Genomic DNA, 22,728 nt, shown 5'->3' with positions numbered 1-22,728 from the left:
GCTTCAGACAATTGACCGATCTGCGAACGGTTAAAAGGACAAGGATTTTTGGCATGCATTACTTGTTACTTTTTGTCGGTATTTTATTTTTAATTTTCAGTGTGTTCATCCTGAATATTCCCGCTTTAAGCGAGCTCGACTTGCAAGCTGTGGAATGGATGAGTCTGTATCGCACCGAGTTTTGGAATCAAATTACTCAGTCCTTATCCCTAATAGGTGGCATGCCATTTGTATTATTTTTATCCACGCTATGGTGTATTGCCTTGCTGTGGTATAAAAAGTATACAAGCGTAATTTTTATATATATCGGAATTATCGGAGGAATTCTCCTAGCTTGGCTGTTGAAATTTGCAATTGCCCGACCCCGACCACCAGAATCCTTGCATCTGGTTGAAAGCTTTGGAAGTTCTTTTCCAAGTGCCCATAGTCTATATGCGGCCTGTCTGGCTTGTCTGGCAATTTACATCCATCGGCAACATTCCCGTTATACCCTCATCGTGATAGGTGCAGTGGTATGGATGCTGATGATGGGTATCTCAAGAGTTTATCTGGGCGTACATTTTCCTTCAGATGTCATATCCGGCTGGAGTATCAGTTTTATTTGGATTTCGTTGTGGTATATGGTCTGGATCAGATATTGCGCGGCTGACAAATGAGAAAATTTAGATATAAATCTAATTAGAGGTGGAATAATGATGTCTGCAAAGCTTTGGGCACCTGCCCTGACTGCTTGTGCATTGGCAACAAGTCTTGCACTTGTTGGTTGTAGCAAAGATCCTAAAGAGGGCCAGCAAGCTGGTGCTCAACAACAAATGCCACCGACTGAAGTCGGTGTTCTTGTTGCACAACCGCAAAGTGTAGAGCAGTCTGTAGAGCTCTCAGGTCGTACAACAGCATTTGAAATTTCAGACGTACGTCCACAAGCCAGTGGCGTGGTGCTTAAACGCTTGTTCACGGAAGGCAGCTATGTGCGTGAAGGTCAGGCCTTGTATGAAATCGATTCAAGCACCAACCGCACTACAGTAGACAATGCCCGTGCAGCGATTGCCCGTGCTGAAGCCAATCTGGGCGTATTGCGTGTGAAGGAAGGCCGTTACCGTCAGCTGGTCGGTACCAATGCCATTTCCAAACAGGAATATGACGACATCGCGGCACAGGTCAAACTGGCTGAAGCTGATTTGAATGCCAATCGTGCAACTTTGCGTAATGCAGAAATCAACCTGGGCTATTCGACTGTACGTGCCCCGATTTCGGGCCAGACCAACCGTTCGTCTGTGACGGCGGGTGCTTTGGTAACAGCGAATCAGCCAGAGCCATTGGTGACGATTCAGCGTCTAGATCCAATCTATGTAGATATCAACCAGTCAAGTGCCGAGCTATTACGCTTACGTCAACAGCTTAATCAAGGTAGCTTGAACAGCTCGAACAACACCAAAGTCAAGTTAAAGCTTGAAGATGGCAGTATCTACCCGGTTGAAGGCCGTCTTGCATTCTCCGATGCCAGTGTGAACCCTGAAACAGGTACCGTGACTTTACGTGCGGTGTTCCCGAACAAAAATCACCTGCTTCTGCCAGGTATGTTTGCCACTGCTCAAATCGTACAGGGTGAAGTACCGAATGCTTTCCTGATTCCGCAAGCAGCTTTGACCCGTACCCCAACAGGTCAGGCGATGGCGATGCTAGTCGGTGCTGACAATAAAGTGACGCCACGTCCAGTGACTACCGTTGGTTCCCAAGGCAGCAACTGGATTGTGACCGAAGGTCTGAATCCAGGCGATAAAGTGATTGTGGATGGCATTGCGAAAGTAAAACCTGAACAGCAAGTTGTACCAAAACCTTATCAACCTCAAGCTGCTGCGCCACAAGGTGCTGCACCGCAACAGCCTGCAGCGAGCGAGAAAAAGGCAGATGATGCTAAAGAGAAACCTGAACAAAAACCTGCTGCAAATGCATAAGGAGTAATGGTTCATGGCTCAATTCTTTATTCATCGCCCGATTTTCGCATGGGTGATTGCATTGGTGATTATGCTGGCGGGTATCTTAACCATCAGCAAAATGCCGATTGCACAATATCCGACCATCGCGCCACCAACCGTGACGATTTCTGCGACTTATCCGGGTGCATCTGCTGAAACTGTTGAAAATACAGTGACCCAGATTATCGAGCAGCAGATGAACGGTATGGATGGCTTGCGCTATATCTCGTCTAACAGTGCGGGTAATGGTTCTTCTTCTATTTCCTTGAACTTTGACCAGGGTGTCGATCCTGATATCGCACAGGTTCAGGTTCAAAACAAATTACAGTCTGCGACTGCCCTGCTGCCTGAAGATGTACAGCGTCAGGGTGTGCGGGTGACCAAATCGGGTGCAAGCTTCCTGCAAGTTTTGGCATTCTATTCACCTGATAGCAGCCTGACTGCAGATGACATCAAAGACTATGTTAACTCGAATATTGCTGAGCCTTTAAGCCGTGTGGCCGGGGTCGGTGAAGTTCAGGTCTTTGGTGGTTCTTATGCGATGCGTATCTGGCTGGATCCAGCCAAGATGGCAAGCCTGCAAGTGACGCCAAGTGATATTGCTACTGCAATTCGTACCCAAAACGCCCAGGTTGCCGTAGGTCAGTTGGGTGGTGCGCCAGCAGTTCAAGGCCAAGTTCTGAATGCGACGGTAACGGCTCAAAGTCTGTTACAAACGCCGGAACAGTTCAGCAATATCTTCCTGAAAAATACCACCTCAGGTGCACAAGTTCGCCTCGGAGATGTAGCACGGGTTGAACTGGGAGCAGATAATTATCAGTTTGATTCCAAGTTCAACGGCAAGCCTGCTGGTGGTGTCGCAATTAAACTCGCGACTGGCGCGAATGCGCTCGATACAGCACAGGCTGTTGAAGAACGCTTAGAAGAATTACGTCCCAACTATCCGCAAGGCATGGTCGATCAGCTAGCCTTTGACACCACACCATTTATTGAACTGTCGATCAAGAGCGTGGTCAAAACGCTGATCGAAGCGATTATTCTGGTGTTTCTGGTCATGTTCCTGTTCTTGCAGAACTGGCGTGCCACGATTATTCCGACCATGGCAGTTCCAGTCGTGGTATTGGGTACCTTTGCCGTGATTAACGTCTTCGGCTTCTCGATTAATACCCTGACCATGTTTGCCATGGTGCTGGCGATCGGTCTTCTGGTCGATGACGCAATTGTTGTGGTCGAGAACGTCGAACGGGTCATGGTGGAAGAGCATCTGGATCCGGTTTCTGCGACTGAAAAGTCGATGAAACAGATTTCTGGCGCACTGATTGGTATTACCTCAGTGCTGTCAGCAGTATTCGTTCCCATGGCATTCTTCGGTGGAACTACCGGGGTTATTTATCGTCAGTTCTCGATTACGCTGGTCACAGCAATGGTCTTGTCGCTGATAGTGGCATTAACCTTCACCCCTGCCCTGTGTGCGACCTTGCTGAAACAGCATGATCCGAACAAGCCGCAAAGTAACGGTATCTTTGCCCGCTTCTTCCGCTGGTTTAACCGCAGCTTTGACAATGTGGCTGTGAAATATCAGGGCGGCGTGAATCGCATGACCCACAGCAAGATTTTCTCAGGCATTGTCTATGCAGTAGTGCTGGGTGTTATCGTGCTGCTGTTCCAGAAACTGCCGTCTTCATTCCTGCCGGATGAAGATCAGGGTGTGGTTATGGCGCTGGTTCAGCTACCGCCAAATGCAACCCTGGAACGTACCGACAAAGTGGTCAACACCATGACCAACTATTTCTTGGAAAACGAGAAAGATCATGTCGAGTCCGTGTTTAGTGTGGCAGGTTTCTCGTTTACCGGTGTGGGACAAAACGCAGGTCTGGCCTTTATTAAACTGAAAGACTGGTCTGAGCGTAACAGTCCGGAATCTCAGGTCGGTGCCATTATTCAACGTGGTATGGCGCTGAACATGATTGTCAAAGATGCCTCTTATATCATGCCATTGCAGCTTCCTGCGATGCCTGAACTGGGTGTGTCGGCTGGCTTCAACTTACAGCTCAAGGCTGCAAGTGGTCAAAGTCATGACCAGCTCCTGGCAGCACGTAATGCAATCCTGGGCATGGCAGCACAAGATTCGCGTCTGGCAGGTGTACGTCCAAACGGTCAGGAAGATACTCCTCAGTACCGTGTCATTGTGGATCATGCGCAAGCAGGTGCACTGGGTGTCAGCGTTGCCGAAATTAACAGCACCATGGGTATTGCTTGGGGCGGTTCATATATCAATGACTTCATTGATCGCGGTCGTGTCAAGAAAGTCTATGTTCAGGGTGAAGCTGACTCGCGGATGATGCCGGCAGATCTGGACCAATGGTATGTGCGTAATAATCGCGGTGAAATGGTGCCATTCTCGGCCTTTGCAACAGGCGAATGGACCTATGGTTCACCACGTCTGGAACGTTATAACGGCGTATCGTCAATGAATATTCAGGGTACACCTGCTCCGGGCATCAGCTCTGGTGATGCAATGGTAGCCATGGAAGAAATTGCAGCCAAGTTACCAGAAATGGGCTTGACGGGCTTTGACTTCGAATGGACAGGTCTGTCTTTAGAAGAACGTGAATCTGGTGCACAGGCCCCGTTCCTGTATGCCCTGTCACTCCTGATTGTCTTCCTGTGTCTGGCAGCCCTGTATGAAAGCTGGTCGATTCCATTCTCGGTGCTGCTGGTAGTACCATTGGGTATTGTCGGTGCATTATTACTCACCTATGGTGGAATGGTGCTGCTGCAAAATCCGAACCTGTCGAATAACATTTACTTCCAGGTGGCCATTATTGCCGTCATTGGTCTGTCGGCGAAAAACGCGATCTTGATTGTCGAGTTTGCGAAAGAGCTGCAAGAACAGGGTGAAGAGTTATTCGATGCGACCTTGCATGCGGCAAAAATGCGTTTACGTCCAATTATCATGACCACATTGGCCTTTGGTTTTGGTGTATTACCGCTTGCCCTGGCTTCAGGCGCAGGTGCAGGTAGCCAGCATTCGGTCGGTTATGGTGTACTCGGTGGCGTAATCAGCTCGACCTTGTTAGGTATCTTCTTTATTCCGGTATTCTATGTCTGGATTCGAAGTATCTTTAAATACAAACCAAAACAACAAAATCAGGAGTATAAGTCGTAATGCAAAATGTATGGTCTATTACAGGTCGTAGCATTGCGGTATCTGCCCTTGCGCTTGCTTTGACCGCCTGTCAAAGCATGCGTAGTCCAGAGCCGGTTGCGCAGGCAAATATCCCGAGCAGCTATACCAATGCGTCTGGTACTTCTGTAGCAGAACAGGGTTATAAAAACTTTTTTGCCGATCAGCGCCTGTTACAGGTGCTGGATCTGGCATTAAACAATAACCGTGATTTGCGCACTGCTGCTCTTAATATTCAGCGAGCTCAACAACAGTATCAGATTACTGAAAACAACCAGTTACCTACTATTGGTGCCAGCGGTAGCGTATTGCGCCAAGACACCATGAATTCGCAGAATCGTGGTGCAGTGACGACTTATAATGTCGGACTGGGTGTAACTGCATATGAACTGGATTTTTGGGGACGTGTCCGCAGCTTACGTGACAATGCGCTGGATAGTTTTCTGGCGACCCAAAGTGCTCGAGATGCGACGCAAATTGCTTTGATTGGTCAGGTGTCTCAAGCTTGGCTCAGCTATTCGTTTGCCAATGCCAATCTGGCTTTGGCTGAACAAACATTGAAAGCCCAGCTTGAATCGTTCAATCTGAACAAGAAACGTTTTGATGTCGGGATCGACAGCGAGCTTCCTGTACGTCAGGCACAGATCTCGGTTGAAACCGCACGTAATGATGTGGCGAATTACCGCACTCAGGTAGCACAGGCACAAAACCTGTTAAACCTGCTGGTCGGCCAGCAAGTACCGGCGAATTTGTTACCGGCACAACGCATTACCCGTATCACCGCCAATACCGCACTGGGCTCAGGCTTGCCAAGTGACCTGCTGATCAACCGTCCAGATGTCCGTGCAGCAGAGTATCGTCTGTCTGCGGCGGGTGCCAATATTGCGGCAGCACGTGCGCGTCTGTTCCCAACGATTAGTCTGACCGGTTCAGCAGGTTATGCCTCAACTGATTTAGGCGATCTGTTTAAATCTGGCAGTTTTGCGTGGTCTTTTGGCCCGAGTCTGGATATTCCAATTTTTGACTGGGGTACCCGTCAGGCCAATATACGTATTTCTGAAACCGATCAGCAAATTGCCTTGTCAGATTACGAAAAGTCGATTCAAACGGCTTTCCGTGAAGTAAATGATGCCTTAGCAGTACGTCAGAATATTGGTGATCGTCTAGCGGCACAGCGCCGTCTGGTCGAAGCAACCAATACCACCTATCGCCTGTCGCAGGCACGTTTCCGCGCAGGGATTGACAGCTATCTGACTGTACTGGATGCACAGCGTGCGTCTTATGCAGCAGAACAAGGTTTGTTATTGCTTGAACAGGCCAATCTGAACAATCAGGTTGAAGTCTACAAAACCCTGGGTGGTGGCTTGAAAGTCAATACGACGGATACCCTGCCGAATCCACCGTCTGTGTCTGAACAGCGCCGTACGGCAGAACAACCAGCGCAATAAATTCCAGATAGATCAGAAAAAGCTCACTTCGGTGGGCTTTTTTTATTGCATTTTCAAGGCAGTTTTCCTATTGTCATAGACCAGCGATTTATTTAGAAAACATGCACATGTTACTTAGCAATCTGGAATCTGTCCCGGGTCATACCATTCGCCAGCAAATTGATGTGGTTTATGGCAGTACTGTACGCAGCAAACATGTCGGACGTGACTTACTGGCCGGCCTGAAAAATATTGTCGGTGGTGAGCTCACCGCCTATACCGAACTGCTGGAAGAATCCCGTCAGGAAGCCATGAACCGCATGATTGAAAAAGCCCGCAGCATGGGTGCCAATGCGATTGTCGGCATTCGTTTCTCGACCTCTAATATTGCCCAAGGTGCTTCTGAACTCTTTGTTTATGGGACAGCCGTAGTAGTTGATCCGATCATGCCAAAATTGCCCGACCCTTTTCCACAGGCAGATTAAAGCATGGATGGTTTAATTCTACAGATCATTATTTTTGCCATTCTGTTTAGTGTCGGTTTCGGCTTTGGTCGTTATAACGAACGTAAACATTTTCGTTATCTGGATGAACAGGAACAACGTCTGGCATATATTCGGGTGAACAATAGCCGCTTCGCTGTGTCTGAATATTCCGGACAGATGATCAGCAGCAATGTGGTCATTTCCCATGATTATTTTAAATATGCGATTGCCAATGTACAGAATATGCTTGGTGGCCGTCTGACCAGCTATGAAAGTGTAGTAGAACGCGCACGACGTGAAGCGATTGTACGTTTAAAACTCGAGGCCGAAAAAATCGGGGCGACTCAGATTATGGGTATTCGGCTCAGCACGACTGAACTCGGTATGCAAGGTGGCATGGTAGAAGTCTTTGCTTATGGCACTGCAATCCAACAACCCGCTCAATCCATCTAAACATCGGTTCAGAAAAAATTTATTGAGATAATCACGCCTGCTGCGCGATCCGCGCAGTCAAATTACTCAACTCGAATCAGTTCGACACCTTTAGGATGATATGTCGTAGAGGAAATAACTGAGGCTGATATTCAGGCCGGTGCAATCTTCTTTATTGCAAACGGTTCTGTGCTAGGATCTTGAGAAGTCAGCAAAACAAATATAAATGACATGATGCAGTTTCTTCAGTCTATAAAAACGGCACTTCAATCCCGTCTGTATTTCTTTATTATTTTCCCAGCCATCATTGGATTTTATCTGGTTTTACAGACAGTCACCCCTTTGAGCTGGTCAAGCTGCCTGTTGATCAGCTGGAATATCGCGATTTACGCTTATTTATTATTGACCATAAAAAAACTCTGGCGTATTGATCATGCTCATATTCTGCAACGCGCCATGCAACAGGATGCCAGTAAATGGATCATTCTGTTTCTGGTGATCATCACCCTCATCATGTGTTTTATAGCGATTATTATTGAAATTAATCACTTACCCAAAGATACCACCATCCGAACCGGCCATTTAATCTTATCAGTTCTGACCATTATTTCAGCCTGGTTCTTGATGCATACGGTTTTTGCAATTCATTATGCACATGACTTTTATCTGGCGCTCGACAAACAGCAACAAGGTGGACTGGATTTCCCCAATACCACCAGACCGACTTATCCAGACTTTCTATATTTTAGTTATATCATCGGGACTTCTGCGCAAACTGCAGATGTATCCATTACTTGCCAATCCATGCGGGTTCTAAATACCTTACATTTGCTTTTGGCCTACGGATTCAATACCACCATTCTGGCCATCAGCATTAATGTGACGGCAAACTTTATCAGCACTTAAAAAAGTTTTTTGGATAGTGACAATACACTGAAAATGGCGATCTACCGCTCAAATGACTACCACCACCCAGTGTATACATGACCAGCTTTTAAATTAGGTCAATCACACTATTTGATTGCTTCAAGCGGTGAGACCTTTACGCAATTCATCTTCGACGATGCTGAGTTCAATTTCACTAAATTTACGAATCTCACCTTCAGCATGCTTTTCTAGCATGCCACCCAGCAAAGGCACTTTGACTTTGACTGTCCAGTTTAACTGAAACTGGATCTGGTCTTCATCTCCGGTGACTGCACGCTGACAGATAGCTTCGATCGGCAAGTTTGCACCGAGTTGTACCGTCGAAGTCATTTCATTCAGATCGCTGACATCGGTACGCTGCAAACGGAATGCATCTTTGAGTAATTTTTTTGCGATATCAGGAATATTAACATCCAGATTATAAGCGCGTTTCAGGGTATACATATGCCCCTGCTTTTCCGAAACCAGGATTTCCAAGTTTTGCGCAGGAATTCGATGACAAACTGCCTCATGCAAACGAATATCATTGGCCAAACGCTTAAATTCATCAATAGACACGCCATTGATAATTGCTTTTACGGTGAACTGATGTGCCATGCTTTTTTTCCTTATTTTTATCACGATATTCGCCTATGCCACTCCCGACCAATGCGAATAAAAATCAAATACAGAGATGACTTTGCAATTTATATCAACTTTATAGCGAATGTCATTATTCTTTTATCGGGAAATACCGGCAATCCGGTCAATGTTTGCAACATAGTTTTACTGAAAGCTGTGCCTGTCCACAGCTGATCTGTAGCTGTGCTTCGCCATAATAAATCACGGCATGAAACTCATCGGCACCATCATCCAGACCAGAAACATAGTATTCTGTACCAGCCGGAAAATCCTGCAACCAGTCAGCCTTATAAAAATCCGAGACCGAATCAAACTGCAAATACAGTTCAGGCTCAACCTCAATCTTTATCGCCAGAGCAATAAACTTCTGTAATTGTGCTTGATAAAAATCAATAATCATAGCGCTCCTGCCTTTTTAGTCCGGACCATTGCTCGCCAGACTTCCTACATTCTTAAATGACTATTTCGAGAATACGACTCGCGAGTTTTGAGGTTTTTCTAGCGCAAGATTATGGCTTAAAGGAGATGAATTATATGGTCTATTTCCGCCAAGGGGCAGAAAAAATCTAAGGTAAGGCATTAGATACCTTTTCTGAATTACAACGGCTTAAGTACCTAGCCTGAGATCTTCAGTCGTAGAAAATGACTGAAAGTTGTGTTCTAAGCACAGTCAGAATGCAAAAGATCGCTGCGGATTTCCTGACGGTGCTCTTCTCCAAAACGGTCAACATGCGCATAGAAGACGCCATAGCGACCGACATAATATTCCAGTGACTGATCATAAAAATTCCAGAAAATAGACCATTCGCCTAAATCCATCTGACGAATCTGGGTGCCACTGTGCATCGGCATTTTTTGTAATAGTTCTTGCTGTAACTGTTCGGCCTGTGCCCGATTCTCAATATGTACCTGCCGTTGAAAGAATAGCTGTGCCACATCGTCAAACAGCTCCAGTTCATAAGCATCCACCAGATGTACTTTCTGCTCTTGCTCGATGACCTCTTGCTCTGTAATGCTGGAAATCTGTGCCGGTTTTTCTGGACGCTGACGCGCCAGATGGCGCTGAGCTTTATAGATCTTTCTGCCTACGATCCAGGCAGCATTCAACATAAATAAAACACATAACAAGAGCAGTAATTTCAGCATGGTTGATTATCTCATGTGACTAATTTTATTTTTATGGTTATAGGATCAAGATTCATTTGAATAGTCCCTTTTGACTCAGCATACGTCTATTTTTTGTACAGTGCAAACTTCAGGCTTATCTTTACTATTTATCTTCTCTGATTGTTCATTTGTGCCCAGATTCGAACTTCGATTTATTCAAAAATTGATTTACTTTGATTTTTTATTTTTAACTCTGTAATGAGATTCAAGAACTTGAGATAAACAAACAGGACAAATCAGCAACAGAACCGATCTTCACATGGATAAATCACAGCAAAGATTCTCAAAAAACTACAATATTGTTCTGTTTTTTACCCTCTTCTTTTTTATCAAATAAACCTTCCCTATAAATGTTCGAGAAAATGAATAATATTATGATTCGTGAAGGGAGGGTCGAAGATATACCTCAAATTATTCAGGTCATTCATGACAGCATTCAGTCCTGTGTACTGAATCATCAGCGTGAAGAAAGTAAAATTCAAACCTGGCTAGAAAAATTTGATCATGCCAGCCTGATTGTCGATATGCTGTATAATGATTGCTGGGTTTATCTCATATATGACAAGGTAGTCGGGTTCTTATTGGTCAGTGATGCTGGAGAAATCCGGATGCATTATGTGGCCCAACACTGCCAAAGACTGGGGTTTGGCACCGAGTTATTTCATCAAATGCATCGCGCTTTATTAAAGAAAAAAATTCATCAGATTGAAATACAGTCTACCCACACTGCCTTAAGTTATTATCAACACTGCGGCTTTCATCCACATTCTGCCGAGTCAGAAGATGAATCGCGTTATCTGTATAAATATGTTTTTTAATCGGCCTCTTTTTCAATTTTTAACTGATCACGTCCTGCCTGTTTGGCGGCATAGAGCTGCACATCTGCCGCTTTCATCAATTCATGAATATCTGCATAGCTATGTTTTTGTTCAACCCAGGCCGCGCCCATACTGACCGTAACATAATCTTTCGCATCTGGCCGATTCAGATGTTGCATACGCTGTTCCCGAATCTGGTTTAACACATTTTCCAGATTTTTCAGGGCGGTTTGAACCGGGATTCCGGTGAGCAGAATCGCAAACTCTTCACCACCATAACGCGCCAGATAGCCAGACGGTGGCAAAGCAGCTTGAATAATCCTGACCAGATTTTTCAGGATTTCATCCCCCTTTAAATGGCCATAATAGTCATTATAGTTTTTAAAAAAATCGACATCGAGCATGGCAAAAATCAAGGTATGTTGCGGCTGTTGCTGGGTCTGTAAAAATTGCTGCTGGATTTCATGATTTAAGGCACGCCGGTTAAAAGCCCCGGTCAGCGCATCAATATTCATTTGCTGTTCCAGTTTGGCATTCACTTCACGCAGCTGCTGGGTGCGTTCTTTGACTTTTTGATCGAGCGAATTATTGAGGGCGATCAGGTTCAGGTTCAGCTGTTCAGTCTCATAAGTTTGATGTGCATAATGTCTGGACTGCTGAAACATGATTAATAAGGCATAGATACTGGTTGAAATAAAGAACAAATGCGTGGTTTTAATTACATTGATCAGCAATAGATAATCATTCAAAAAAGTTAGACAGAGGAAAATAATCGCAATCAGATTTAGACGTGAATAATGCTCTTTATAACGTAAGGTCTGATAAAAGCCGTAAATAAAATTACCGATGATGACCAAGGCAAAAATCGCACTAAATAGGGCCAGGCGTTCAAATATCTCTGGGGGGGAAAATAGGGTGAAAGTAATGTTAAAGACCAGTAATGCCACTGCGATATAATAAATCACCGGATTTAGATAGCGCCGGTTAAACAGATGCATATAACTGAGAAAAAAGAAGGCAGTAATAAAAGTAAACAGATACTCTAAGCGGGTTCCCCACAGCCAGTTGATATTGGTAAATACCGAATAGGCATAAGGTGCAGAAAACAGGTTATGCAGGGCCAAAAAGACAATAAACCAGCCAAAAACAAAGATACTTTTACTGTTACGTTCTCGTGATCCCCTGAATACCGAAAATAGAATAGTAAATACCCCCACCCCAAGTACCGCGCCGCACACCAAGGCAATACTCATCATGAGCTGCTGGAATTGGCGATTAATGGTACCTGCAACGCCGATCTGCATCGGTCGTTCGAGGCCACCATGCAAGTGGGTATAATTTGAGGCTTGAATGCTTAAAGTAATATATTCAGTGTCGGGAACAAAATAGCCAATACGCGGTGCTTTCTCAGTCACCTGTTTGTCAGGTGTAGTACTGATTTCCCCGAGCCGGACAATAAACTGTCCATTAACATATACTCGATAGGCGCCGTACTGGGTCGGAATCCGAATCGCGATACGTCGCCCGAGAAATTCTTTCGGAATTTTAAAATAACCAATAAAGGTACCATAGCCAGAATTTGAACCCGCCAGAGTTTTAAAAGAGGCTGGCAATTCAACTGTTTTTGACTCGAGTACGGGACTGGGCTGAATAATAAACTGGCTCGGATAAAACAGCCATTTTCCCTGCAAAGAGCGGCTGCTATGTTCGGTAAAATGGACTTCAGTAATATGGTCGTGAGATTGCTGCTGAAATGACGGCGACGGGAGTTCATCATGGGCGATTGCTGAACTTGTGATCCAAGTCATCCAGCTAAAGGCCCAGACAAATACAAAAAAACAGACATTCCTTATCGAGTTATGCAAATATGTTCTATCTCCAGATAATTTTTTATTATTCTTATAATTTACAAGGAATATTTTTGATTTCAAATCTTTTTAGATGTTTTTTGTAGCTTCTCCGACACAGCCTATTTTGAAGCGACTGCACCGGAACCAGCGTATATCTTTGAATAAAAAACAGACTTGTTATTCAGCTAGTTAAATCATTTTAATCACGTGTTTTTACATCAAACAGTTCAATTTCAAAAATCAGGTTGGAATTGGCTGGTATGACTTTACCCATTTTACGTTCGCCATAGGCTAAATGTGCAGGCACCATCAATTTACGCTTGCCACCAACTTTCATTCCCAGAATCCCCTGATCCCAGCCTTTGATTACACGGCCTGTGCCAATGACAGTTTCAAAATAATTACCACGGTCAATAGAAGAATCAAACTTGGTTCCATCTTCCAGCCAGCCAGTATAGTGCGTGGTAATTAAGGCACCTTTCACCGCTTCTTTACCTTCGCCTACTTTTAAATCAATAATTTCAAGTTCGTTGATCATGGTTATTTACCTGAGAGGGGCATAAAATTCAAAGCTCAGTATAAACCGGAATGCACTATTTTTTTAAGTCTGGGCCATTGATGGGTTAAAAGCTGAGTTCCTGAATATTCTTATCATTGAGTAAATACTGGGTTAATTCTTGATGATTCTTGGCCGATCCCATCAGGATCCAGCGTCCGATAATCTGTTGGTCAATTTTTTTTGTGAGGAATGCACTACTTTTAACTGATAACGATTAAATAGCATTTCGTAATGATTGGAGTCATTTTGATCAAATGGGCAGACGATTTCATAGCTGCGTTCCTGATTCAGAGATTCAATGCAGCGCTGTACGTACATCAATAGAACCAGCACCGCCATGACAATAAAAGTGGCCCAAATACTTAAGAGTTCATAGCCTGCACCGACCGCCATGCCGAGTGCTGCAGTCATCCAGATCGTGGTCGCGGTGGTAATTCCAGAAATACGGTTATCATCTTTCAGAATAACACCGGCACCTAGAAAACCCAGTCCAGTTAAGACATTAGCAGCTGACCGGTCAGGATTAGCGACCCCTATTTTCAGGGAGATAATGGTAAATAAACAGGAACTCAGACTAACCATAATTATGGTACGCAATCCAGCAGATTTACTGTGATATTCACGCTCTGCACCAATAATTGCACCAATCGCGACAGCCAGCAATAAATCATAAAGTTCATGGTACATGGTGCAGCCCTGCGTATTCTTATTCCTCAGATATACGCAATTTGAGCTACAGGATACAAGTCCAGACTTGCATCCTTATTTGACCTTATTGTAACTGTTCCCATTCCACTAGCACTTGGCCCTGATCACCAATCAAGGTCCATTCACCATCCATCACATTTAACTGTAACTGCATGGTGCGTTCGCATAATTGTGGCAATGCGTCGGTAGTTGCAGTAGATAACTTCCACACTTCCACATTTTTTAAGGTTTTTAATTTGCTGCTGCGCTTATACCATTCATCCACCGCAGAACCATAGGTGACGACTGCGACCTGCTTGCAACGCGCACTGGCCTTTTTGACTTTATCTTCATCCGGGCTACCGACTTCAATCCATTTGACCAGTTGCCCGGTCAGATCCTTTTCCCACAGTGCCGGTTCATCGGTTTCAAACAGATCCTTGGTAAATTCCAATGCTTCATCGGCATAGCGCGCATAGGCCAGAATACGTACCATCAAGCGTTCAATGGTTTCTGAAGGATGCAGCGCCATCGTCAGCTGATAGTCTGCATAACGATGCGTATCCATGTCCGCAATATTCAAATCAACCTTATAAATCGTCGCTTTTAACGCCATCACATAATCCTCAAATTTGGCGCCTAGCATATAAGATTTAGCGCTATTTTGCTGAACAGATTTAGGCCAATAATTCATTCGGCGTACTAGAAACAGTGCCGTTATTTTTCCAGATCCATATGGCATTGCATCAAAGCAGTTTCAAATGCCAGCCAATCCCGTGACTGTTGATAAATCACTTCTACTCGGTTATCAATGCCTTCATCTACCGACTGATAATTAAACTGCTCAGGATTAAAATTAAAGCTTTTCCAGCCTTTGTCGGTATGAAAAATCCCTTTGATTCTGAGCCAGTCTTTTTGTTCACAGAGCAGATCCAGCAGATCATAAAAATTAAATTTCCAGCGTTTTGGCAATTTCCAGCCAGCAACCTGATAACCCTGCGCGCTTTCTACATAATGATAAGGCATCTGCTGAATCACTACGGGCGTATCCGCGGAAAGGAGGGTCTGCTGCTGTTTTAACAAAGGCTGGATCTGACGGGCGGAACCCTGATACTTCTGCTTGATCGGTTCGATATTGAGCTGCCCCTGCTCAGTCATTAACCACTGTTGGGCATAAGGTTGATATTCCGCCTGAAGTTGCATGAGCGCTGCGTGATCTGCGGTTGTCATCAAGTCAGTATGTGAAATCACCACAATATGCGCTGCCTTGAGCTGGTCTGCATACAGGTTTTGCTGGGTCCAGTCCCGATCATGCAAACGCGAACCATCCACCACGGTGACTAAAGCCTGCATGTTTAAATGGCTGTGCCAGTGCGGCTCGGTTAGCTGTTCCAGTAATTGGCCAGGATGCCCCAGTCCGGTAGGTTCGATAAATAGCCGATCCGGTTTCACTTCTGATAGCAGACGTGACAAGGCAATCTGCATCGGCAATTGACTGCTACAACATAGACAACCACCGAGTAGCTCTTTGACCGCAAAGCCCTGGTCTTGCGGCAATAACTGCTGATCTACCCCAATCTGGCCAAATTCATTCATCAGTACTGCCCAGATTTCCTGTTCCGGTTTTTGCTGCAGTAAATGTTTGAGTAGTGTGGTTTTACCTGCACCCAAAAATCCGGAAATGATATGGACAGGAATAGCCTGCGACGCTGACAGAATTTTCAAAATCGGCTCTCAAGAGATTGAATAGAAATAGCAATGCCCTGCATTATAAAGCACAGTGTCACTTTAAAATGCGTGTTCTTAGTGAACATGCCTTGAAAATAACAGAGATAAAAATTAATGGAATGATCCAAAATTACCAATTTTCTATGTTAACTTTTATTTCAAATTTGATTTTTGAAATATTCATACACACTTTTATTAAATAAAACTCCGCATAATTAACAGAAATAAAACAACTTTCTCAGTTTTGTATCTGCAGAGTTATTCCCTGCGTGTCGCTTTTGTTAATTGATTTGCTCAGTAAAATTCCTGTACTTAGGATGAGCATCTGTCGAATTGATGTGATGGTCAGCTCGGCAGATTACATTACATGACATGAATAAAAGGATGCCAAAAATGAAATATGCACAAATCTTACTTGCCACTACGCTTACTGCGGCTGCAGCCACCAGTTTTGCTGATAGTAAAAACACAGATGCGAAAACGACCACTGCAGAAGAAAAAGTGATTGTGACTACCCAGAAATTACCTGAATCAAATGCCCCGGTTGCAGGTGCATCTGCAGAGCAGCCTGCTGCATCTGAAGCTGCTGCGGAAACTATGACACCTGCAAAACCTGCTGCACGTTAAGTGATTGAACGACTCGTTTAATCCTTCAACGAAGATATCAGGGACAGTAATTCTCCAGTAGGCTTTCCTATACTGCCCCGATATTATTCGATGCTGAATCATGCTTAATGCTGGTTCAGCATTTTTATTGCACAAAATCTATTTATCACCATAGTCAAAACTGATCATAGAATTAATACGGGCTATCAAATTTTTATTATTTTTATATTTCAATTCAAATACTTATTTAAAAATAATCCGTTTAAAACCAATATCATCCATATACTTAAGCTACTATCGCCTAACTTGTTTCTGGCTTCTAACTGTCCCTTAATAGCATCAAATGCAAGTCGATTGAATGGACATTCGCTATGAGCAATACTAATTACACTACTGAAGTGGCAATCCTTGGCGCCGGCCCTGTAGGCTTAACCATTGCCAACTATCTGAGCAAGCAAGGCGTAGCTGTCACGATTGTCGAGCAACTGGATAGTTTGATTGATTATCCACGGGCGATTGGAATCGATGATGAATCCTTGCGTACCATTCAATCTTTAGGTTTAGTCGATCAAGTCTTACCGCATACCACTCCGAATCATGCGATGCGCTTCTTGACGCCTAAAGGTCGCTGTTTTGCAGATATTCAGCCTTTAACACGTGAGTTTGGTTTCTCGCGCCGTAATGCCTTTATTCAGCCACAAGTTGATAACGTTCTGCTGCAAGGCTTAAAGCAATATAAAAACACGCAAGTGCTGTTTTCTCGTCAATTGACTCAGTTTAGTCAGGATACTGACGGCGTAACACTCAACCTGCAAAATAAAGAGAGCGATGCAGAAATTGTTCGCGCTCAATACCTGATTGCTTGTGATGGCGGTAATTCCTATGTGCGCCGTAATCTGGGCATTGCCTTTGAAGGTGAAACTGCACCAAATCAGTGGATCGTGATCGACCTTGAGAATGACCCGCTTGCTACACCGCATATTTACTTATGTTGTGATCCGGTACGTCCTTATGTATCAGCCGCATTGCCACATTGTATCCGCCGTTTTGAATTTATGGTCATGCCGGGTGAAACGCAGGAAGAACTCAGCAAACCGGAAAATATTGCCAAGCTGCTGTCTAAGATTTTACCAAGTACGGATGGTATTGAAGTGATCCGTCAGCGTGTCTATACTCATAATGCCCGTATTGCCGACAAGTTCCGTGCCGACCGTATTTTACTGGCCGGTGATGCAGCGCACATTATGCCGGTATGGCAAGGTCAGGGTTATAACAGCGGTATGCGTGATGCCTTTAATCTGGCCTGGAAAATGGCGCTGGTTGTTCAAGGTAAAGCTGGCCCCGCACTTTTAGACTCGTATCAGATCGAACGTAAGGACCATGCCAAGGCGATGATTGATCTGTCGGTGATGGCAGGTCACGTATTGGCACCACCGAAAAAATGGCAAGGTTTTGTTCGTGACGGCATTGCCTATGCCCTGAACTATATCAAGCCGATCAAACAGTACCTGCTGGAAATGCGTTTTAAACCGATGCCGAAATATCATGACGGCGCACTTTTGAGTAATGGGGCCAAGAACTCTCCAGTCGGCAAGATGTTTATCCAGCCTCAAGTTCAACTGGCTTCGGGTGAAACCGTGTTACTGGATGAAGTGATCGGCAATGATTTTGCGATTATTGCTTGGGGTGTCGATCCGAAATGGGGTCTCAGTCCAGAAACGTTGCAACAGTGGAAATCGCTCGGCGTGAAATTCATTCAGGTGATTCCGGCGGTGCAATTGCAAAATAGCCAGCGCAAAGAGTATCAAGATGTCATCACCATTGGTGATATCGGCACAGACATCCGCTCGTGGTTTGGCAACACGTCTGACTCAGTTGTAATCTTGCGTCCTGACCGTTTCGTGGCTGCGCTGGCCATTCCACAGTCGATGGAAAGCACCAGTCAGCAACTGTTTAAAAAGCTTTACCTGAAATAATATTAGGGTCACTTTTCACCACGCTTCGGCGTGGTTTTTTTATTATTTTTAGATATCCCGGACAATATATAGACCGAGGAATTAGACTCGGCACTCTTGAAACTACGGGATATCTTTCAGGGAATCACGAGAGGCCATCTGCTGTAGAAAGGATCTAAACTCGTCAAATGGCGGTAAAATTTTCGCAGAGATCGCAAAGATCAAACAGTAAGCCACATAGAGATCCGCCGCCGAGACTTTTTCACCCAACAGATAGGGACTGACCTGCCCGATGCCCTGTTTCAGAAAATTAAATACGGCTGCTTCATTCCCAAAACTTAAACTTCTTCGGTTCTTTTCAATATTTTCTGGCGACACCTGCAAATTTTTTATATCGATATATTCGGTGAAGGGCCCATGACAGAAAAATATCCATTTCAAATACGCCCCACGCTTGGGATCATCCAAAGCAGGTGCTAATCCTCTGTCACGATACTTATCAGCGAGATAGACAATAATGGCGGCCATTTCTGAAATAACGATCTCCTGATCCACCAGACAAGGAACTTTCCCCATCGGATTCATCTGTGTATACGCCTGCTGATGCATATGCTCATAGGCGACTTCCACCTGCTCAATCTGATCTTCAATCTGCAATTCTTTCAGCAAAGGCAATAAGGTCAGGCCACGTGATTGCGGATTGTTATAGAGCTTCATCATCCTGCTTTAACCAGTTTTTATTGTTAGAGGTTCAGTATAAAGCGATTTGGTGTCCCGATTTAAAAGGATGTGCTACAGATCATTTCTGTTGCACGGCTTTTTAGATGGGCAGATTAAAGGTGTGTAAATATTAAAAAAGATCCACACAAAACTTTTCTTTTAATACTTTCAAAATCAGATCAATCACCACATGTTTTTGATCCTTGCGATAATTGGCATACAGTCCAATCATCGGCAACGGTTCCAGGGTCTTTTTCACCACAATATTATCGCCGAGCAATGGAATCACATAGGCCGGCACCAGACTCCAGCCCACACCCATCCCTACCAGATTGACATTGAGCAGGATATTGGTGGAATACTGCACCACATTTACCTTTAATTTGGACTGCTTAAAAAATTCCTGAATCAGCTTATGCAGTTGCGGTGAGGACTGCTCATCACTAATCACAAAGTCCTGATTTTCAAAACTCTTGATACTGACATAGGGCAAGGCCGCAGCTGGAGAATCTTTCGGCACGATCAGGGTTAAAGGCTCATCAAAAATGCGGATCGAATCAAACTCACTTAACTGCCCCGGATAACGGGTAAAGGCAATGTCAATCTGTCCATTTCTTAAAGCACTAAACTGCTCTGCATCGGTCAGACTATGAAACTGTGCTTTCAGTTCAGGAAAATGTGCGCGGATATTCGGCATGATATAAGGAAAGACTTTCATTTCCGCGACCGGGACAAAACCGATATTCAGCTGGTCCTGCTGTGCATTGGCGATCTGTCTGGCAGTCTGAATGGCGCGCTCTGCATGCTCAAGACTGAGCAAAGCTTCTTTTAAAAACGCCTGTCCGGCTTCAGTTAGCCCGACCTTACGGTTATTCCGCTCCAGCAACTGTACACCAACCTCACGCTCCAGATCCTTGATTTGCTGGCTCAATGAAGGCTGTACCGTATTTAATTTTTCCGCGGCACGGGTAAAGTTCAGTTCCTGCGCCACCGTAACGAAATAACGTAAATGTCTTAATTCCATTTTATAACTCCAAACTTGCCGGGCGCTTATTTTGCTTTTTGGCAACATACTGACGATAAACTAATATCGTCACAATGACGAGTACAGCACTCAAAACATAGGTGGTTTCAAAGCCCCAATAGGCTATCAATATCCCCATGGCCACGGAACCGATCGCCAAACCCAGATCAAACAGAGTAAAGAAGGTTGAAATCGCATGTCCCATACGCTGCTTGTCGACCGACTGAATGGCCAAGGTCTGTAAACATGGGAACAGTGAACCATAACCGATGCCAATAAACACCGCCGACAACCATAATATCCATTGATTGGAAATCAGGCTAACAATCACCAGACCAATGGCAAAGAAAACAAATGAAGGATAAATAACCGCACTGGGTCCCTTACGGTCATAAATCTTCCCGACCCAAGGTCTGACCAACAACATGGATGCTGCAAAGACAATAAAGAATACGCTGGTATAGGCCAAAAGCTGCTTGGTTTCACTAAATGCAGTAATAAAACTCATGATGCCCGAGTAGGCAAAAGCGGTTAATAAAGCCACGAAACTCACCGCCAGAACTTTGACTTCCAGAACATCCTGTAAGCTCAAGCTGGTTTTCTCTGTGCTTATGGTTTCACGTTTTGGTAACTCTGTGATTTTCAGCATCCAACAGAAGATTAATCCCAAAGAAATAATAACGGCAAGAATGCCAAATAAGACCTTGAAGCTGGTGAACTGAATTACGGTCAACGCCAGCAACGGGCCAAACACCACACCCAGATTGGTCGACATGACAAAATAACCCATACCCTCACCTTTGCGCTGTTCAGGAATAAATTCATTAGCGACAGGTACTGCCACCGTGGTCAGAATACTGAACCAGATGCCATGTAAAAAACGCACCAGCAACAGCGACCACATGCTATCTACCAGCAAATAACTAAAGGCAAATAAGGCAAAAATCACGCCTGCGCCGCGCATCGAGATTTTCTTGCCGAGCTTTTCGATGATCATGCCGGAAAATGGCCGAATCGCAATCGAAGAGGCCAAAAATAGCGTCAGCGCCAGACCCGCTTCTTTTACCGAACCGCCCAGATCTTTCATGATGTAAATCGGCAAGATGGTCAATAAGGCAAAGTAATAAACGAACAGGAAAAAATTATTGAATAAGCACAAGATAAATGAGCGATTCCATAACCGCTCAGCGCTAACTGACATAATCACCAACTTTTAAAATTTGTAGGGAAATAGCACAAACTCAGGCTTGAACAGTGACGGGATGTAAGGCCAACTCGACCAGATTCTGGATATAGTGTTCATCTGGAATCCGGTTGAAAAAAATAATCTGGTAATGAATCGGGCCATATAATGTATCCAGCATCAAATCAAAAGGATAATCCGCGCGAATTTCTCCCTGTTCAATCGCTTGCTGAATCAGTTGATGGGTCTGTTGCCGACGTGGCAAGAGATATTGCTGAAAGAACTCCCCTGCCAGTTCGCGGTGATTGGCAATCACTACCAGCAAAGCCCGCCCCACCGGATGATTCAGCGCTTGAGATAAAGAACCGAGTTGTTGAATAAGATTGCTTTTCAGGCTTTTAGAGGCATCTAGCTCAAATACCGAAGCCGTATGTTGCTTGAAGGTGTCTAGTACCAGTTCCGATTTATGTTTCCACCAGCGATAAATCGTGGACTTGCCGACGCCGGCACGTGCAGCCACATCTTCAATGGTCAGCTGATGATATTCACATTCTGCCAGCGCATCTGCGACCGCCTGTAAAATGCACTGCTGTCGCCGGGAACTTTTTTCGTCACTGCTCATATTTTTCTACTTGACTTTTAAGATCTAAAAATCGAAACGATACGTATCGTTTTATATTAGAGTAAAAAATGGCAAAGCTCCAGTGAAAAACTGAAATTGAATCAAAAAAAAAGACCTTCTAAGGAAGGTCTTTTCTCAATCACGATTTAACTTAGCTCTGTGCAGTCTTTTTATAAATACTGCATGAAGGATGATGATTTTCTTGCAAACGCGCGACTTTACGCTGTTCCGCTGCTTCAAAACGGCAACGTTTCCAGTCATTGTCCAGGTTCAAAGCTGGAATCTGTTTTGGTTTACCATTTTCATCCACCGCTACCATGGTGAAATAGCAGCTATTGGTATGACGTACCGTTCTCTTTTGAATATTCTGGGCTTCTACACGAATCCCGATTTCCATCGAGGTACGGCCAACATGATTCACACTGGCCAGGAATGTAACCAGTTCACCGACGTGAATCGGCTCTTTAAAATTCACCTTGTCTACAGATAAGGTCACAACATAACTGCCCGAATAGCGACTTGCACACGCATACGCCACCTGATCCAATAATTTCAGAATGGTTCCACCATGAACATTTCCTGAAAAATTTGCCATATCTGGCGTCATGAGAACTGACATCGTTAACTCTGACTGGTCATCCGACACTGCTGCAATTTGATCTAAAGGGGCCATCGTTTTCTTTGAACTCTTTGAATGACAAGGTTATCGCTTATTATTATAACTTTTTTAACATGAATAAAATGTTCAATTCGG

22 protein-coding genes and 1 pseudogene are annotated in these 22,728 nt (G+C 44.5%); 10 read left to right on the top strand and 13 right to left on the bottom strand.

Going from position 1 to position 22,728, the window contains the following annotated elements; genetic code table 11:
- Positions 1-53 precede the first annotated feature (53 nt).
- The 7 genes from WAK81_RS09620 to WAK81_RS09590 all read left to right on the top strand — a co-directional run bounded on the left by WAK81_RS09620 (position 54) and on the right by WAK81_RS09590 (position 8,413).
- Complete coding sequence (locus WAK81_RS09620; RefSeq protein WP_422196636.1) at positions 54-656, top strand: phosphatase PAP2 family protein; 603 nt, start codon at positions 54-56, stop codon at positions 654-656.
- 36 nt (positions 657-692) lie between these two features.
- Entirely contained in the window at positions 693-1,955 is a 1,263-nt protein-coding gene (locus WAK81_RS09615; RefSeq protein ID WP_004731916.1) for an efflux RND transporter periplasmic adaptor subunit, read from the top strand.
- A 13-nt stretch (positions 1,956-1,968) separates the two neighbouring features.
- Positions 1,969-5,145 carry an efflux RND transporter permease subunit gene (locus WAK81_RS09610; protein ID WP_422196635.1) on the top strand — a complete coding sequence of 1,059 codons (3,177 nt, stop codon included), beginning with the start codon at positions 1,969-1,971 and terminating at the stop codon, positions 5,143-5,145.
- Entirely contained in the window at positions 5,145-6,611 is a 1,467-nt protein-coding gene (gene adeK / locus WAK81_RS09605; RefSeq protein ID WP_422196634.1) for a multidrug efflux RND transporter AdeIJK outer membrane channel subunit AdeK, read from the top strand. Before WAK81_RS09610 ends, adeK begins: the two co-directional genes overlap by 1 nt.
- A gap of 107 nt (positions 6,612-6,718) precedes the next feature.
- Positions 6,719-7,075 (top strand): YbjQ family protein, encoded by a 357-nt coding sequence (locus WAK81_RS09600; protein WP_005104015.1) that lies wholly within the window; start codon positions 6,719-6,721, stop codon positions 7,073-7,075.
- Between the two features lie 3 nt (positions 7,076-7,078).
- On the top strand, positions 7,079-7,528 hold the full coding sequence (locus WAK81_RS09595) for a YbjQ family protein (RefSeq protein WP_005265911.1): 450 nt from the start codon (positions 7,079-7,081) through the stop codon (positions 7,526-7,528).
- Between the two features lie 210 nt (positions 7,529-7,738).
- The gene (locus WAK81_RS09590; protein ID WP_422196633.1) at positions 7,739-8,413 is read left to right on the top strand and encodes a DUF1345 domain-containing protein; all 675 of its coding nucleotides are present in this window, start codon (positions 7,739-7,741) and stop codon (positions 8,411-8,413) included.
- A 120-nt stretch (positions 8,414-8,533) separates the two neighbouring features.
- Here the strand turns inward: WAK81_RS09590 and WAK81_RS09585 are convergent, their stop codons facing one another.
- From WAK81_RS09585 to WAK81_RS09575, 3 genes are all read right to left on the bottom strand, one after another.
- Complete coding sequence (locus WAK81_RS09585) at positions 8,534-9,031, bottom strand: DUF2505 family protein (RefSeq protein WP_004280652.1); 498 nt, start codon at positions 9,029-9,031, stop codon at positions 8,534-8,536.
- Positions 9,032-9,179: 148 nt separating this feature from the next.
- Positions 9,180-9,455, bottom strand: coding sequence for a hypothetical protein (locus WAK81_RS09580; protein WP_422196632.1), 276 nt, complete (start codon positions 9,453-9,455; stop codon positions 9,180-9,182).
- 260 nt (positions 9,456-9,715) lie between these two features.
- On the bottom strand, positions 9,716-10,201 hold the full coding sequence (locus WAK81_RS09575; protein WP_422196631.1) for a hypothetical protein: 486 nt from the start codon (positions 10,199-10,201) through the stop codon (positions 9,716-9,718).
- A 371-nt stretch (positions 10,202-10,572) separates the two neighbouring features.
- Between WAK81_RS09575 and WAK81_RS09570 the strand changes: the two genes are divergently transcribed.
- Positions 10,573-11,040, top strand: coding sequence for a GNAT family N-acetyltransferase (locus WAK81_RS09570; protein ID WP_422196630.1), 468 nt, complete (start codon positions 10,573-10,575; stop codon positions 11,038-11,040).
- Here the strand turns inward: WAK81_RS09570 and WAK81_RS09565 are convergent.
- The 5 genes and pseudogenes from WAK81_RS09565 to WAK81_RS09545 form a co-directional block, all read right to left on the bottom strand.
- The gene (locus WAK81_RS09565) at positions 11,037-12,848 is read right to left on the bottom strand and encodes a sensor domain-containing diguanylate cyclase (protein ID WP_422196629.1); all 1,812 of its coding nucleotides are present in this window, start codon (positions 12,846-12,848) and stop codon (positions 11,037-11,039) included. The genes WAK81_RS09570 and WAK81_RS09565 overlap by 4 nt on opposite strands.
- 241 nt (positions 12,849-13,089) lie before the next feature.
- Positions 13,090-13,428: an FKBP-type peptidyl-prolyl cis-trans isomerase gene (locus WAK81_RS09560; protein WP_004280661.1), complete on the bottom strand. Its 339-nt coding sequence runs from the start codon at positions 13,426-13,428 to the stop codon at positions 13,090-13,092.
- An 85-nt stretch (positions 13,429-13,513) separates the two neighbouring features.
- Positions 13,514-14,136: pseudogene (locus WAK81_RS09555) on the bottom strand (MgtC/SapB family protein).
- A gap of 85 nt (positions 14,137-14,221) precedes the next feature.
- The gene (locus tag WAK81_RS09550; RefSeq protein ID WP_026056583.1) at positions 14,222-14,752 is read right to left on the bottom strand and encodes a YaeQ family protein; all 531 of its coding nucleotides are present in this window, start codon (positions 14,750-14,752) and stop codon (positions 14,222-14,224) included.
- 101 nt (positions 14,753-14,853) lie between these two features.
- Complete coding sequence (locus tag WAK81_RS09545; protein ID WP_422196628.1) at positions 14,854-15,861, bottom strand: CobW family GTP-binding protein; 1,008 nt, start codon at positions 15,859-15,861, stop codon at positions 14,854-14,856.
- Positions 15,862-16,257: 396 nt separating this feature from the next.
- Here WAK81_RS09545 and WAK81_RS09540 point away from each other — a divergent pair, with 396 nt between their 5' ends.
- Together WAK81_RS09540 and WAK81_RS09535 are read left to right on the top strand one after the other, a co-directional pair.
- Positions 16,258-16,491 (top strand): hypothetical protein, encoded by a 234-nt coding sequence (locus WAK81_RS09540; protein WP_422196627.1) that lies wholly within the window; start codon positions 16,258-16,260, stop codon positions 16,489-16,491.
- Between the two features lie 350 nt (positions 16,492-16,841).
- Positions 16,842-18,446: a bifunctional 3-(3-hydroxy-phenyl)propionate/3-hydroxycinnamic acid hydroxylase gene (locus WAK81_RS09535; RefSeq protein ID WP_422196626.1), complete on the top strand. Its 1,605-nt coding sequence runs from the start codon at positions 16,842-16,844 to the stop codon at positions 18,444-18,446.
- Positions 18,447-18,548: 102 nt separating this feature from the next.
- On the opposite strand, the gene WAK81_RS09530 is transcribed toward WAK81_RS09535, so the two are convergent.
- From WAK81_RS09530 to WAK81_RS09510, 5 genes are all read right to left on the bottom strand, one after another.
- A complete protein-coding gene (locus WAK81_RS09530) occupies positions 18,549-19,142 on the bottom strand; it encodes a glutathione S-transferase family protein (RefSeq protein ID WP_422196625.1) in 594 nt (197 codons plus the stop codon).
- A 133-nt stretch (positions 19,143-19,275) separates the two neighbouring features.
- On the bottom strand, positions 19,276-20,169 hold the full coding sequence (locus tag WAK81_RS09525) for a LysR substrate-binding domain-containing protein (protein WP_422196624.1): 894 nt from the start codon (positions 20,167-20,169) through the stop codon (positions 19,276-19,278).
- 1 nt (position 20,170) lies between these two features.
- Positions 20,171-21,370, bottom strand: coding sequence for an MFS transporter (locus tag WAK81_RS09520; RefSeq protein ID WP_422196623.1), 1,200 nt, complete (start codon positions 21,368-21,370; stop codon positions 20,171-20,173).
- Positions 21,371-21,410: 40 nt separating this feature from the next.
- Positions 21,411-21,974, bottom strand: coding sequence for a TetR/AcrR family transcriptional regulator (locus WAK81_RS09515; RefSeq protein ID WP_422196622.1), 564 nt, complete (start codon positions 21,972-21,974; stop codon positions 21,411-21,413).
- Positions 21,975-22,125: 151 nt separating this feature from the next.
- On the bottom strand, positions 22,126-22,647 hold the full coding sequence (locus tag WAK81_RS09510; protein ID WP_004280680.1) for an acyl-CoA thioesterase: 522 nt from the start codon (positions 22,645-22,647) through the stop codon (positions 22,126-22,128).
- Positions 22,648-22,728: the final 81 nt, after the last annotated feature.

The sequence above is a fragment of the Acinetobacter sp. genome (genome assembly GCF_049284435.1).
Lineage (GTDB): Bacteria > Pseudomonadota > Gammaproteobacteria > Pseudomonadales > Moraxellaceae > Acinetobacter.
The sequence above is the reverse complement of the archived record's forward strand: the minus strand, read 5'-3'. Positions and strand labels throughout refer to the sequence as shown.